9 protein-coding genes are annotated in these 15,754 nt (G+C 34.9%); 2 read left to right on the top strand and 7 right to left on the bottom strand.

The genetic code is table 11. The features are described from left to right. Nucleotides 1–41: 41 nt before the first annotated feature. The 3 genes from DFQ06_RS04800 to DFQ06_RS04790 are packed head-to-tail and all read right to left on the bottom strand — an operon-like array spanning nt 42 to nt 5,988. The gene (locus DFQ06_RS04800; protein ID WP_133966322.1) at nt 42–1,475 is read right to left on the bottom strand and encodes a sulfatase family protein; all 1,434 of its coding nucleotides are present in this window, start codon (nt 1,473–1,475) and stop codon (nt 42–44) included. Nucleotides 1,476–1,500: 25 nt separating this feature from the next. Continuing rightward, entirely contained in the window at nt 1,501–4,380 is a 2,880-nt protein-coding gene (locus DFQ06_RS04795) for a glycosyl hydrolase (protein WP_133966320.1), read from the bottom strand. Nucleotides 4,381–4,437: 57 nt separating this feature from the next. Next, entirely contained in the window at nt 4,438–5,988 is a 1,551-nt protein-coding gene (locus tag DFQ06_RS04790) for a T9SS type A sorting domain-containing protein (protein ID WP_133966318.1), read from the bottom strand. Nucleotides 5,989–6,279: 291 nt separating this feature from the next. Between DFQ06_RS04790 and DFQ06_RS04785 the strand changes: the two genes are divergently transcribed. Together DFQ06_RS04785 and DFQ06_RS04780 are read left to right on the top strand one after the other, a co-directional pair. Beyond that, nucleotides 6,280–7,749: a sulfatase gene (locus DFQ06_RS04785; protein ID WP_133966316.1), complete on the top strand. Its 1,470-nt coding sequence runs from the start codon at nt 6,280–6,282 to the stop codon at nt 7,747–7,749. Further along, nucleotides 7,746–8,069 carry an EthD family reductase gene (locus DFQ06_RS04780; RefSeq protein ID WP_206672753.1) on the top strand — a complete coding sequence of 108 codons (324 nt, stop codon included), beginning with the start codon at nt 7,746–7,748 and terminating at the stop codon, nt 8,067–8,069. Before DFQ06_RS04785 ends, DFQ06_RS04780 begins: the two co-directional genes overlap by 4 nt. A gap of 70 nt (nt 8,070–8,139) precedes the next feature. Here the strand turns inward: DFQ06_RS04780 and DFQ06_RS04775 are convergent, their stop codons facing one another. The 4 genes from DFQ06_RS04775 to DFQ06_RS04760 all read right to left on the bottom strand — a co-directional run bounded on the left by DFQ06_RS04775 (nt 8,140) and on the right by DFQ06_RS04760 (nt 15,674). Beyond that, entirely contained in the window at nt 8,140–10,047 is a 1,908-nt protein-coding gene (locus DFQ06_RS04775) for a sulfatase-like hydrolase/transferase (RefSeq protein ID WP_133966314.1), read from the bottom strand. A gap of 7 nt (nt 10,048–10,054) precedes the next feature. Continuing rightward, nucleotides 10,055–12,883 (bottom strand): alpha-L-rhamnosidase, encoded by a 2,829-nt coding sequence (locus DFQ06_RS04770; RefSeq protein WP_133966312.1) that lies wholly within the window; start codon nt 12,881–12,883, stop codon nt 10,055–10,057. A gap of 282 nt (nt 12,884–13,165) precedes the next feature. Further along, nucleotides 13,166–14,179, bottom strand: coding sequence for a fasciclin domain-containing protein (locus DFQ06_RS04765; protein WP_133966310.1), 1,014 nt, complete (start codon nt 14,177–14,179; stop codon nt 13,166–13,168). A 184-nt stretch (nt 14,180–14,363) separates the two neighbouring features. Then, nucleotides 14,364–15,674 (bottom strand): alpha-amylase family protein, encoded by a 1,311-nt coding sequence (locus DFQ06_RS04760; protein WP_133966308.1) that lies wholly within the window; start codon nt 15,672–15,674, stop codon nt 14,364–14,366. Between the last annotated feature and the right edge of the window lie 80 nt (nt 15,675–15,754).

Genomic DNA, 15,754 nt, shown 5'->3' with positions numbered 1-15,754 from the left:
TATTATGTTTTACTGAATTTGTAAATGCTTTTTCTAAACTATTATTTGATTTTGGATTCCATAATCGAGAAATTCTCAAGTAATTTTGGAGGTCCACTAAGCGATTCGTCATCATTAACTTCTATCATTCGTTTTGATATCATTTTACGTAATGATTTCAGTTTTTTAGAGTATTCTGGAAGTTCAGCAAGATTGTGCTGTTCTAATGGATCTAGCTCAAGATTATACAATTCTTCAGCAGGGTTAGTATGATAATCTGTTAAAAAATTGGCGGCAGCTGGATCTGTTTTGGCTGCTTTAATATAGGAATTCCAATGATGACCAGCATGATTGGCATGTAGTTTTGTCATTGGTACTTCTGTAGCCCATGCATCAGTATGGGTTGTATAGGCAAATTCCGGATGTAAATTTCGAATATATTTCCATTTCCCAACTCTAACAGATCGGATAGGGTATACGTTTTTTTCATTATCACCTTTGTGCGTTGCGTAAATAGCGTCTCTGTGTTTGTTTTTCTTTCCTAAAATGACTGCTGTAAAAGGTTTCCCATCAATATTTTCAGGTACTGTTCCATCTGCAATATCTATCATTGTAGGAAGTAAGTCAATCCAACTTACCATGGCTTTTGTTGTTGAATTTGGTTGAATTTTTCCTGGCCAAGAGATTAGTAATGGTGTACGTATTCCTGTTTCATAAAGAGACCATTTAGCAAAAGGCCACGCCATTCCATGATCGGAGGTATATACCGTCATCGTATTTTTTTTGTCTAAATAGATATCTGACATTTTTAGGATATTTCCAAGTTTGGTATCTATAGATTCTGCTGCTTGGATGTATCTACTCATTTCTAGTTGAGCTTCAGGAGTGGTATAGATTCGTTTGTTTATAATAACATCCTCTGGTTTGATTCTTGATTCTCCGGCAGGTGGGAAAGGTGTATGCGTGTCAATGCATCCAATAAACAAAGCTAATGGACGTGTGTCTTTTCTGTTTTTAAGAAAATTTGCTACAACGCTCATTTTTGTGTCTTTTCGAGGGGATCTTTTAAGAACTTTTACATTGTTAGGAATGTAGCCTCCATGATGGTTTTTTCCTCCGTGGGCTACCTTACCTTGAAAAACGACTTCATACCCTTGGTCAATCAGGCTAGGAATCAGCGACTGAACACCTTGTTTTAAGTTCATTTCATGATTTCCTACAATACCATTATTATAAGGCATCAAGCCCGTAAATAATGCAGCTCTACTGGGTGCGCAGGCTGGTGAAGCAACATATGCATTATCAAACCGCATCCCTTCATCTGCCAGTTTTTGCATATTTGGTGTTTGTATTATATTAGAACCATAGGGTGTAGAATGCAATACGCCATGATCGTCTGCAATTACGATTACAAAGTTTGGTTTTTTAGCTTGTGAAAAGCAGAAACTATAGGCTAGTAAAAAGCAAAACCAAATTATTTTTTTTAATATTATCATAATTTTATTTAGAACTATTTTAATATCAATCTGTACTTTTCATAATTGTAACTGGACCTATTAATCCAGAAGTAAGAAGGTCATCATCTGCCTTAAAATGATTATGAGCAGCGTATGTTTTACGCTTTGAAGATTCAGGAATTCCCGTTCCCTTTTCGATCCAACTAGGAAGTGTTTTATTAGATTCTTTAAACTTAGGATATTGTGCATCTCCAATAAGACGGTTTGGCCAAAGGTTTGTCACTTTAATTTCTAGAGTATTTGTTCCTTTCTTCAGTGCATCTTTTATGTCTACTTGGAATGGGGGTTTCCATAATGTTCCAAGATCTTTTCCATTTAATTTAATTTCTGCTATTACGGCAACTTGTCCTAAATCTAAAAGCATTGATTTCTTATTTGTACTTGTCTTAAATTCAAAATTTGTTTTGTAAGTAGCGGTACCAGAATAATATTTTATAGCCTCATTGGTATGTTCATTCCATGGTTTTAATTTTTCAAATGGTATCGTTTCGTTTGTTCCAAAATTTTTATCGAAAGTTACATGCCAGCCGCCGTTAATATTTTGAATGGTTTTATAAGTTGGGTAGGTATAAGATCCACTTGTTTTTTTAGTTTCCTTTTGAAATACAACAAATATAGATTGTGCAGAAGTTAGAGATAATTCAACTTCAGTAGTTCCGTCTTTCAATTGTTTCCAGTTGAGGTTTTTAGAAATTTCGCCTGTTTCAGGATCCCATAGTTCTGGTTGTTTTCCTGTTACTCTAAAAGTACAAGTCCCTTTTTTAGAATCATAAGATTGATTGGATACAAAATAGAAGTCTCCATCATTAATTTTATGGTGGGCATAATCGAGTCCTAAAGGTAATTGACAATCTGGAGTTAATGCACTAATTGATTTTTTATAAGTTGATGGTAATTGTATTAATCCCGAGTCCCAATATTTCTTTACTAATATATTAAATTCATTAGTAGCGTTTGGATTGGTTTCTATACCCGGGGTTCGTATTGGCTTTTGAGCAATCACAATGGCGCCATCTTCGGCTAGTTTTCCAAGTTTTTTGATAGACGCTATGCGCATTAATAGATCTCTTTTTAAAGAGAGTATTTTGTATCGAGTATCTAATAATTTACCTTCGTAACTTACTCTTATATCGCCATTTTCATCAACACTTAAGTCATCTAAAGAATCAATACCAGCTACATCAAACTTATAGCCTTCTAAAAAATAAAAATCTAATTTTTCTACTCTTCCTAAAAAATTATTAAAACCACGCTCATCTCCATACATAACCAACGCATCGGCTTGTTGAGTTCCTGTTTGCATGATAAATTGACATCTAGCAATATAATCGAGCCATGGTTTAGACTGATAAAACCAGGTGTTGTTTCGGTGCATATTAGACCCAAATCGACTCATGGTCATGCCTGGTTTGATGTTATCACTCCAAGGTTGATGTGCCGATGTGTGGAAATAATAACGATTAATACCTTCGGTAAAGGCCTTGTCCCCTATAACTTTCAAATTGTAAGGATGTACCGTCCAATCCCCCTTCATTCTAGTAAATGCTTCTGCTCCTACAATGGATCGTCCTGATAAATGTGCCGCTGAAGACGTCATATGGCTAGTCCATTTCCAAATATTTCTTTGACCCTTAGCTTTATCTTTGTGCCAAAATTCAGACATAGGAATATCAACAAGTTTCCCTACTTGCGCAGCATCAAAAGTCCCAGAGCCGTAGGGCTCTGTTGCTAATTTAAGTCCGTTTTTATGACATTTTTCTTTGAAGAATTTAAAGTAGTTTTCATACATTTCATCAGCAACAGTTTTTCTGAAATCCCACAAAACACGTTCAGAATATTCAGTACTTTCTAAAACACGTCCTGTTGCACAAAGTAATCTAGGAATTAAATCATAACCACGCTTTTCTTTAAAAGTGTCTTCAAAGTTTGCTGTCCAATTTTGATGTCCAACTTCGTAACTATCTATAAGAATTGTGGTGTATGCTTTACTGCCCTTTGCATCCTCTGTTATTTTATCTAGTAATGCTTCCCAATGCATAGTAACAGCTTCCTTACTTAATTTATCTAGTTCTAAACCTATACCACCTTTTGATGCAGGTCTAGTTTGCGCACCTGTTGTAGTATAGCCAATCCTTAATACCACCCAGTCTTTAGATGGTGGTGTCCAGTTAAGCGTTCCATCCGTACCCATTTTATCAGTTAAGTTTAGAATGTCATCTAGGTTTATTATGGCATCTTTTGGTGCGTTTTCTAAAGAGGGAATAAATTGATCTGCCTTTGCTTTAAGGTCGGTTAATGATTTTGCTTCCCAATCTGATACTCTAAATGTGGCGTTTTTAGGTTTTGGAAAAGCAATGATGGCAACATCTTTATAAAAATCATGACTTTGTTGCTTTTCATTCAACTCAGGACGTTTAAGTTTAATTGGGCTACTTGTTTTTGAACTTACTTCGTGTTCACTCCAAACCAACATTTTCATGGAGTTTTCAGGTGTAATCCATGGACCTCCGGTACTTGACCAACCCGAAGCACTATTAATTCCCATTTCTAAACCTAAACGTTCTGCTTCTGCAATAGCAAATGTGACTTTATCATGATATTCTTTTGAATTAAATACGGTGCCTCCATGAGGTAGTCTTAGACCAACATCAAATAATTGAAAACCACTTAAGCCTACTTTTTTAAACGATTCTAAATCTTTGGTAATTCCTGCTTTGGATACGTTTCCATCAACCCAATGCCACCAGGTATGTGCGCCTGCTGATTCTGGTGGATTTAAAAAGGCTTTTTCTAATCCGTTCTGTGCTAAACAACTTGATAAAATCAATAAAAACAGTAATGAAATATGACTGTAATGTGCAGGTCTTGAAAATTTATTTTTCATATTTATACTTAGTAAAGCACGTTAAATATATGTTTTTTGAGATAGTGTATATTTTAGTTATTTTAGAATAAGCTTTTTTGTTAAAGTCCCAACCTTTACAAAGTATAATCCTGTAGCTCCAATTTGGTTTGTTGGTATTGAAATTTTGTTACCAATTATTTCATTTGAGGAATAAACAAGTGCACCAAGCGCATTTAAAACACTTATTTTAGAATTGTTATTTGTGTTATTTAAAACAATGTTTATTTGATCTTCGGCTGGGTTTGGGAAGAGTTGAAAATCATCTTTGTTTTTGTATTCAAAATCCGAAGCAGAAAGTAAACTAGCATAATAGGTGTCTAATTGCGTAAAAGCGGCTTTAATTTCGGCTGGAGTGCCTTGAAGCAATATGGATTCTTGTCTTAGTTTTTCATAAACACCTGCATATTGACCGGTTAGTTTCGATCTATCAATTAAGCCGTTCAATTCACTTCTAAAACCAATCCAAGACATAGAAGGTGTACGGTATTGTCCATCCAAATAAAAATCGGAAGTTGTTCTATTATCCACATAGACTTCTGAGTTATCTGACTCTTTTATACCAACAACATTAAATTCATTGAGATACGATAGTGGTAAATAAAAACCTAAAGCATTTCCTGAGTTTTCATCATTGGAATCTGCAACAATAAATCGAAGTTTTAATTGCTCTATCTTACCTTGAAATTGTTTTTGACGATCTTTAATTTCCCAATCTCCGTTTTGTTTTTGTTGGTATCGGTAGCCTGGATTCCAAGTAGCTACATCGTTTCTAATACTCCAAGATAAAATAATACTGTTCATATTATCAAGTCCACCAGGATGGACACCTACAGGGTTTTCAACAGAAATATCTGATAAAAATTTACTGTCATTCCATTTTCCAGCAGCTTTTAGTCCTTGTTCATTAAATTGTTTCATTCCAGAATTTGGTCCTATAGACGACCTTACAAAACGATATTCCAAATAATGACGAATAGCTGGTATAGCAAGTCCTACTTTTGTAGTGTAGTCTTCATATTCGCCATAATAATCGAAATTACTATATACCTCGGCTTGTTGTCTTCCAAAGGTTTTACCATTAATAGTGACCGAAATAGCTGGGTTCGATTCGGTAATATTATCAATATCGGTATTACCTCCATCTGTTTTGTACGGATCTGCTCCTATATTTTCCCACTCTGTATAGTCGTAGCCACCATCTCCGTTATAAAAAGCACAACCACGACTAGGAATTACCAATTTACTACTTGATACTGTAGTGATAGCACATTCTGTACCTAAAAGGTCACTGTAACCAGCTTGAGTAGGGTTGCATTGACCACCTCTACCCATATCGCGAATTGAAGATTGCCCGCCACGACCATATCTTTGCGCTTGAAAACCCATAATATTTCCAAGTCCTGGCATTTCAATTTGTGTAATGTAGCCACCACCAAAACTATTGATTCCAACTATAAAACCTCCCGAGTTTATACTGTGTGTAACATACCCTCTTTTAGCTGTGTTTTTCTTGATAATGAAAAACTCTTGAGAGTTTCCTAAATTACTCATACTTGCAACAATAATTAATAGTAATAGTTTTTTCATTTGGATTCTAAATTTTTAATCTGAAAATTAGAGTTGACTTTCACTCTAATTAAAAAATGTGGTAAGTAGAAGGTTGCCTTCTACTTGGTTGTGAAATTAACAGTGTTTTTTTTATTATTCATCCTGTAGAATCTGTGGAATAAAGTGGATTACAGAAGTTTGCTTTGAAATATTTATGTTAATAGATAAATATTGACCCGACAGGGTTTTACAGGATGGTTATGGTTGTTTTATTTCTTTTATTTATAGCTATAAATTATATCGATTGAGTCTTTAATTTTAACTGGAATCATGATAAAAAAAATAGTATTTGTTTTAGTATTAATTTTTGCTTTAGGAGCTTGTAATTCTAATCAGAAAACGGGGGGAGGTCAATCATTGGAAAAACCAAATGTTTTATTTATAGCTGTAGACGATCTTAATGATTGGATAGGTGTTTTGGGTGGACATCCGCAAGCTAAAACACCTAATATGGATAAATTAGCTTCCCGAGGTGTGCTTTTTAGTAATGCACATTGTCAAGCACCTGTTTGTAATCCTTCCAGAGCAAGTATGATGACGTCTTTATACCCAAGTACTTCAGGGATTTATTTTTTAAATCCAGACATTAAAGATTCGCCTATAGCAAGTAAAAATATTGTGATGCCAAAGCGATTTCAGCAAGAAGGCTATACTGTTTTTGGAGGCGGTAAATTATTGCACAATGGCGAAGGGATAAACGAAACTCATATTCCAAATTACGCCGGACAATTTGGAGGTTTTGGGCCTATGCCAAAAGAAAAAATTAGTACATATCCAGGGCATCCATTATGGGATTGGGGTGCTTTTCCAGAGACAGATAATCAAATGCCAGATTATAAAATAGCCTCTTGGGCAGAAAGTAAATTAAAAGAAAATTACGAAAAGCCCTTTTGGATGGGGGTTGGTTTTTATCGTCCGCATGTGCCACAATTTGCACCGCAAAAATGGTTTGATATGTATCCATTAGAAACTCTTCAATTACCAAAAACTATATCAGATGATTTGGACGATATTTCACCTTATGGAATAGATATTACAAGAGAAAAACACGTGTCTCCAACTCATGAATGGGTTTTAGAAAATGATGCTTGGAAACCTCTTGTGCAATCTTATTTGGCCTGTGTAAGTTTTGTAGATGAACAAGTAGGACGAGTGATTACCGCTCTGGATAATGGCGAATATGGCGATAACACATATATTGTATTATTCAGCGATCATGGATTTCATTTAGGAGAAAAAGAACGTTATGCCAAACGAAGTTTATGGGAAGATGGTACTAGAGTGCCTTTAATTATTGTTGGTCCAAGTATTGAAAAAGGAAAAGTTTGTAATAAACCTGTACAATTGTTGGATGTCTATCCTACGTTATTGGAATTGACAAATCTAAAATCAGATTCAAAACTAGAAGGACATTCTTTAGTGCCATTATTGAAAAACACAAATGCTGATTGGTCTCACTATGCACGAACGAGTTTCGGTCCTGGTAACTATTCTATAACTTCTGAAGACTATCGTTTTATTCAGTATAAAGATGGTTCTGAAGAATTTTATAATCATAAGATTGATCCACAAGAATGGCACAACGCTATAAACAACCTCGAATATGTTGATGTTATTGAAAAGCATCGCGCTGAAATACCTCAAGAGCACTATGAGATTTTAGGTGAAGGTTCTACCGGGCATTTATCTTATGAAGCATCAGGAAAGAGAAATATTAATAATACCAAATATAAATTATGAAAAAAGGAATGATAAAATTAAGTGCGTTGTATCCAAATACAGAAGATAGCTATTTTGATATCGACTATTATTGTAATACGCATACTCCAATGGTTGCTAAGTTTTTAGGAGATGCAATGAAACATGCTGCTGTAGAAGAAGGTTTAAGTGCTTTTGATAGAGATTCTGAAAAACCTTTCATGGCTATCGGCCATTTGTATTTTGACACTTTAGATGACATGCACAATGCTTTTGAGCCTTATATGGAAGAGATTATGGGAGATATAAAAAACTACACTAATGTGCAACCCTATTTTCAAATAAGTACCGTTAAAATTTAAATATTTCTTATGAAAAAACACAAGAAAACACTCCTAATTAAAAACTTAGATTTTTAATTAGGAGTGTTTTTTATTTAACATTTTTAACAGGGATACCATACCTCAGTAAAATACTTTTCATCAATCGTTGTGGATATGCAGCATAGCGTTTGTTGGGAGCTTCCGGAGTTGTAGACCAATTTGCAAATTCATGCTTTAAGCTAGCGGTTTTTATCCCACAATCATCAAGAGCAGTAAGTGCAGACATTACAACAAATACATTGTCTTTTCTTTGCGCTAATTCAGAAAGCAGTACTAATGCCTCTTTAGAAGTCTCAGGGTCATCACCGTATTTAACCAAAGCCCAAGCTGCTGCAATTTTTACATCATCAGAAGTATCTGATAGTGCCTTTTTTAATGCTTTTTTACTTTTTGATACGGCTTTTTTACCGTGCATCATCATGCCCATAGTGGCCCAATATCTCACAATAATGTTCTCATCGGTCATTCTTTTTTGTAGTTCACACACATCATCCGGATTCATAAATGAAGCTATTTCAGCTGTAGAAAATATGCGTTCAAAAGGATATAATTTCTCATTATGTCCAAAATCATAAGGTGCCATATTAGTATTAAATCGTTCATGCTCTGGAATAAATCCAACATCTCGAATAGCAAGCGCGTAATCTTGTTGTGCTTTACGCATTTTTTTTAGAATATCTTGATGTGCTTTAGATTTGGCAAGGTTATTTACTTCATCTGGATCGTTTTTTAAATCGTAAAGTTCTTCAGGAGCCTTTGGTGTGTCCCAAAAAAGACTTTGTGCCTTGTTGAGTTTTCCTTGGTCATAAAGCTTTTTCCATGCTGCTGTAGAAGAAAAAGGTAAACGAATTTGTGATTCTAAACGTTGCCCTTGTGAAAACTGGGGCATGTAATTTCTAAGATAAACATAGCGTCCGTTAGAAACACTTCTTACTAAGTCTGACCGTTCGTCCATACGTCCACGAAACCCGTAAACTAATGGTTGCTCTTCAGTTTGATAATCTCCTGCGAAAGGATGTCCTTGCATCCATTTAGGTGGCTCAATACCCGCAATACTAAGCATGGTTGGTGCGAAATCCACAAAACTTATTAAACGATCAGACCGCCCACCAGCTTTATATTCTTTAGGAGCAAGATGTTTCCATTTCTCAGGAAAATAAACCACTACTGGTACTTGAAGCCCGGCATTATTAGGCCAACGTTTATTACGTGCAAGTCCACCGCCATGGTCGGCAAAATAGAAAACAATAGTATTATCTTCTAATCCAGCTTCTGCAAGTTCAGCAAGACGTTTACCCGCAATAGAGTCTACCACAGTAATACTATTATAATAAGCAGCCCATTCTAATCGCATAGCTTCACAATCTGGATGGTATTTTGGTAATTTTACTTTGGCTGGGTCGTGTAAAGATGGTTTTCTCTTGTTTTTAGCAGTTCGAGTTATGTCATGTATATGACCTTCATGACTTTGTGTATTATTAAAATAAGCAAAAAAGGGTTGTCCGGGTTTGCGCTTATTGTAATGTGCTCTGTTAGAAGATTCATCCCAAACCCCTTTAGGAGTACTTAGGTTGTAATCTTCTTTTCCATTTCCGGAACAGTAATATCCTATATCTCGGAGATATTTAGGAAACATATTTTTCTCCGTAGGATAAGGAGACATACTACGCATGTGCTCTCCTCCTGAACTTGGTCCAGAAATGCCAGACCAGAGTGTGGTTCGAGCAGGAGCACAAACTGGGGCAGAAGACCATGCGTAATTAAAACACATGCCTTTCTTTGCAAATTTATCTATGTTTGGAGTAGTAGCAAATGTATCGCCATAAGCACCCATATGTGGACCGTGATCTTCTGAAACAATCCAAAGGATGTTTGGTTTAGTAGCTTGTTTCATAGTATCCTGATGTTGTGCATTCAGGAACATGGTAGATATCAAAAAAAAGGATAGTAATTTCATATGTTTTTTATATTTCAGATTTAAAAGAGTAACTTCCAGAACCAATATCTAAGACTTGGTAGATGCCATCTCTTTCTAATATTTTTAATTTTTTTCCAGTAATTGGAGTGCTACTTTCTTTAATAGTATAATCTTTCTTGGCAGGAACAAATACTTTCGCTGTGGTGTTTACAGGAATTTCAACGTCTAATGAAAATGTATTGTCATTTATAGACCAAGAAGACACAATTTTACCATTTATGGAACCATATTCACCATGTACATTAGTTAATGATTTATCGCCTAGTTTCGGACGAATAATAATCTTATTAAAGCCAGCATCTTTCGTATTGATTCCTGCCATATCACTAAACAGAAACTGAGAAAAAGCGCCAAAAGCATAATGGTTAAAAGAATTCATTTTGGCATTCATTTCGCCATTAAACCCTTTTTCGGGTGTGTAACTGTTCCATCGTTCCCAAATAGTTGTGGCTCCATTAGCAATTTGAAAGCCCCAACTTGGATATTCTTTTTTAAGTAATATCTTGTATGCTAAATCTGAACGACCAATTTTAGAAAGTGCAGGAAGTAATTGTCGAATTCCTAAAATACCTGAGGAGGGTAAATTATCATTTTCTTCTAAAAGATTTACTAAATGTTCTCCCGCTTTTATTTTTAGTGCTTCGGGGAGAATATCAAAATAAATGGCTGTAGCGTAAGCCGATTGAGTATGTCCTGTAAATCCTTTTTCGCCTTCAAAATAGCCTTTTCCATCGCCATAAATAGTTTCATCTATTTGAAATTTTCCGTTTTCATTTAAATAATGTTTTATAAATGCAGCTACTGAAGTTTTATAAGTGGATTGATAATAATCAGCCTTTTCTTGGTTACCTATGGCGGCACTCATTTCTGCCATTATTTTTAATGCATATTGATAATACATAGAAGCCATAATATCGTGTGCCAGATGTTTGTCGGTCATGGATAGCCAATCTCCAAAGCCGCCTTTTGGTTTAGCTTCTGCCCATGAATCTTCAGGGTAAAATTTATCGTTTTTACTTTTTTCTATATGATAATCCATAAAGCGCGTCATAGACTCATAATGGTCTTCCACTATTTTAGTGTCTCCATAAAATTTATAAGTATTGTAGGGTACCATAACGCCAGCTTCCATCCAACCAGGAGAAAACCATTCCAATTTGGGGTAGGGTTGAGGTGCAAAAACAGAATAAGGTCCAAAATCATATTGTGCATCTCGAACATCTGCAAACCACTTTTTATTAAAAGCACCAAGATTTGCATTGTATAGTGCCGATTTAGAAAAAATCTGAACATCGCCCAACCAACCTAAACGCTCATCGCGCTGGGGACTGTCTGTAGGAACTTCCATGAAATTAGAACGCTGCGTCCAAATCACATTTTCAAACATTTTATTTAAGATAGTATCAGAAGATGTAAATGAACTTTCCATTGGTATGGACGAGCCAAAAGAGATACCCGTTATGGTGTTATGGTCTGGTTTGTTTTTTAGTCCAGTAACCTCAACATATTGAAAACCATGATATGTAAATTTTGGTTCCCATATTTCAACACCTTCACCTTTTAAAATGTAAGTATCAGTTGCTCGGGCAAATCTTAAATTTTCGGTCATTAATTTGCCATCATCATATAAACGTTCTCCAAAACGCATGATAATTGTATCGTTTTTATTCCCTTGAACTTGTAAACGTGCATGACCAGCAAAATTTTGTCCCATGTTAAATACATAAGTACCTTTTGTTGGTTCTGTAATTTCTATAGGTTTTATTTCATCATAGATTTGTATGCTATTTCCTGGATAGGCTTGAAGCACACCTTTTGTCCCTTCGTGAATGTATACGTTATCCCAATTTTGGTCGTCATAATTAGAAGTATTCCAATTGGGTAATTCTAAATTAGCGTTATAACCAGTTCCCATAAGTAAATCGGCATAAACTATGGGACCTTCCTTAGCTTTCCAACTTTCATCTGAAACGATGATTTTTTTGGTGCCATCTTCATATTGAATTTCTAACTGAGACAATAATGCTGGATGTGATCCATAGAGTTCTCTATTTCTCGGTTTTGATAATACTTTTGGCCCAACATAACCAGCATACCAACCATCGCCTATAATAGCACCTAGTGTGTTTTCTCCTTGGTTTATAGTATTACTAACATCATAGGTTCTGTAATAGATGCGTTTATTATAGTTAGTCCATCCAGGCGTTAATAAATCTTGTCCTATTTTTTTTCCATTTAATGCTATTTCAAAAACACCTAATGCTGTGACATAAAGTGTGGCGTTTTGGATTGTTTTGTTAACTGAAAATGATTTTCTTAAATATGGAGCAGGAGGTAAGTGTAAAGTGTCTTTTTTATTCTTATCGTCTGTTTTAAAACCAATCCATTTTGCTTTCCAATCCGTTTGATTTAGTAAACCCATAGTCCAAAAATTTGTGTCACTCCATTCTGAAGCGCTATCATTTTCGTCCCAAACTTTGACTTTGAAATAGCAATGTTGTCTCGAATTCAGTTTGCTACCTGCGTAACGAATTTGTGAGTTTTGATGTGAATTTAATTTACCCGAATCCCATAACAGGTTATTATCATCTTCAAGGGCTTTTTCAGAACTAGCGACTTTAATTTGGTATGCAGATTGTTTCTTGTTTCTTTCCTTTGAAACCATGGACCAACTGATACTAGGATGTGGATCATCAATTCCTAAAGGATTTTCAAAATAGTTTACGGTTACTTTTTTAATAGAAATACCTTCGTTAGTTTTTTTACAAGAAAATACTAGGGTTAGTAGAAAAAGAAGTACTATTTTTTTATTCATTTGTACTAATACTTTTGGGTTGAGTAATACTATGCCATAATTATTACTAACAATATTAGGATTTTAAATAGGTTTTAGTATCCTGTTGCTTCATGTTTAATAAAAAGGTAAAGGTTTGATGTTTTAGACGGCACTCGTTATAAACGAGCGAGAGTTAGGGCTTTATTCCCACGCTACCACAGGAATCACTTGGTGTGTTATTAGGGGCTAAATACATAAAAAAACGCCTTAAGAAATTAAGGCGTTTTTTAAAAGAACATAATTTATAGTTAATAAATTCACTTATTCCTTTGTTGTTTCTCCAATGACTCTATTTACAACGTGTAAAATACCATTTGTAGCTTGTAAGTCACTTATTGCTGGAAGTATTCTGCCAGTACCGTCCTTGTCTGTAAGTGTTAAACCAGCCATATTTACAGTAATTGTTCCTTCATCTAAAGTTGTTATTTCTCCATCAACAAACCCGTTAATTGGTGTTATTCCATTAACAATATGTCTTAACAAAACAGCGTCAACTGTTTCTGTAGGGATATCTTCAATATTTTGAACTCCTAAACTTTTTTTTAAAGCATTAAATGCAGATCCTAATGGTGCAAAAACGGTAAAAGGGCCTAATTCTGTTTGGTTATTTAAAACTTCACTGTATGATGGTTGAAGTGTGGGAGAACCTAAATCTTCTACATGAATAATAGCATCAACTAAACCCGAAAAGCTGGGATTTGAACCAATTAATACTGCAAGTGTAGCCGGAGGAACAACACCATTTACAACATGTATAGTACCATTTTTAGCGTTAATTTGATTACCAGTTACTGGCACACCGTTAAAGGCTAATCCAGATATTCCATTAAAAAAGATGCTTACGTTAGTATTATTTGGTCCCGTTGCCAAAGTTTTATCATATCCAGTTCTTAGCGCTTTAAGGCCTGTAGTCGTGTAACTGCTATCTGGTATAACGTGGTTTAATAAAAGTTCGGTTAAAGCTGTATCTGGTATATCCTCAAAACTAAGAAAATCATTATCATCAATATAATTTTCAAAAGCGTCATTTGTTGGTGCTAATATGGTTTTCTTTCCATCCGCAGCTAAAACAGTAGTTAGGTTAGCTTCCTCTAAAAATGCAACAAAAGAACTAAAATTTGGATCCGCACTTAAAATTTCAATAATATTCAGTTCTTCAGTATTTATAGCATCATCATTCTTAATTTGAGTAATACCGTCTTCTTCACAAGATGAAATTACAAAAGTCGCTAATGCGATTAAAGATATTTTTTTTAGATAGCTTAATGTTTTCATATTTACAAGGTTTTAGTTTATTTGTTGAAGCAAATATAAAATTCCACTATGTAATTCGCATCCTGCTGTTCCTGTGCTATCTTTAAGCTGAACCAGGTGTAATTTGAGTGATTTTTTCTAAAAATGAAGATATTTATTAATTTTATCATCATTTTTTAGTATTTAAATATTTTTTCAGTTTAAATTAAATACCCAAACTAACATCCAAAAGTGCAATAGCATCCATAATTTCTTGGGGCGTGCCATAAAGTATATAAACTTCATTTCTAAAGGCTTCATAAGTATTTGAATCTAATCGTGTCCTGTTGATCATACCTCTAATAATGTTTACAAACCCATATTTACTCATAGAAGCAATCCGTTTAGGGGAATATTGTATGACATCCTTAACAGCTCTATTGTCTTTATAACTAATGCTTCCATCTGTTTCATTAAGGCCTATAATCATATTTCTGTTAATATCTGTTTTAGGACGATAAATTGCTAATGCTCTGCCTTCTGTTTCAATATTAGATTCAGCATTTATAAATAGGGTATGATCGCCATTTGGAAACTCATCATCAGTTTTACCAACATCATCCATAATAAGTGTTTCCCATTGTCCGTTTGTTTTTCTATAATAGGTGTAGGTTGGCGTCCATTTATCCCTGTCATGTCTTAAAGACCAAACGCTCGTCATTCTATTCATATCCTTGTCAGATCCTTGATGTACACCATCAGGAGCATTTCTTGAAATATCAGGCTGAACCGCATTGGCGTTCCATAGTTTTGTGCCAGCTCTATGTTGATTGATGCAATGTCCTGGCGGACGGATAAAGGATATTTGGTAGTAATGACGTATGATGGCTATATCAATGCCATTTTTACCAGAAAGGTCTTCGTAAGTGCCATAATAATCGAATTCACTTCGTACTTCATCCAATTGTTTTCCAGGTAAATCTTCCTCATCTAATCCATCTTCATCGGTATTTCCGCCATCAGTTTTGTATGGATCGGCCCCAACATTTTCCCATCTTGTAAAGTCATATTGCCCATCACCATGCCAAAGCGCCAACGGTCTTGGTTCAACGACTAGCGTTTTATAATCTGAGGATTGAGTAATTTCACATTTTGAGCCTAAGGTTTCATTAAAACCGGCTTGAGTGGGGTTATATCGCCCGCCATGAGAAGCGTCCCTAATGGCTACTTGTCCAGCTCTACCATATAGATCGGCTTCTTTATCCATAATATCGCCTAAACCAGGAATAATCACTTCATTGATTACACCACCAGCATTTGAGGTAATACCAATTTGAAATCCAGATGAGCCAGATGCTAAATGGTGTGTTGTAATTCTAGGATTAGATTCTGAGATGATTTCAAAAGTTCCATTTTGAGTTTCTTCCTCCTCTTCTTTTTGGATATCTTCAATATCGGAGTCCTTTTGACAGCTATTTAGCAATGGTAAGATTGTAAGTAATATGATGCCTAAAAAAATAAGTTTATTTCTGTTCATAACGCGTGCTTAAAATTTGATATAAAAAGTATTAAGAATGTCAAATATATCTTTTTGAAGTTCTATTTGTATCCTGCTGT

Origin of the sequence: Algibacter lectus, from assembly GCF_004368925.1 — a bacterium.
Classification (GTDB): domain Bacteria; phylum Bacteroidota; class Bacteroidia; order Flavobacteriales; family Flavobacteriaceae; genus Algibacter; species Algibacter lectus.
Note: the sequence above shows the minus strand (reverse complement) of the source record. Positions and strands in the feature narration are given on the sequence as shown.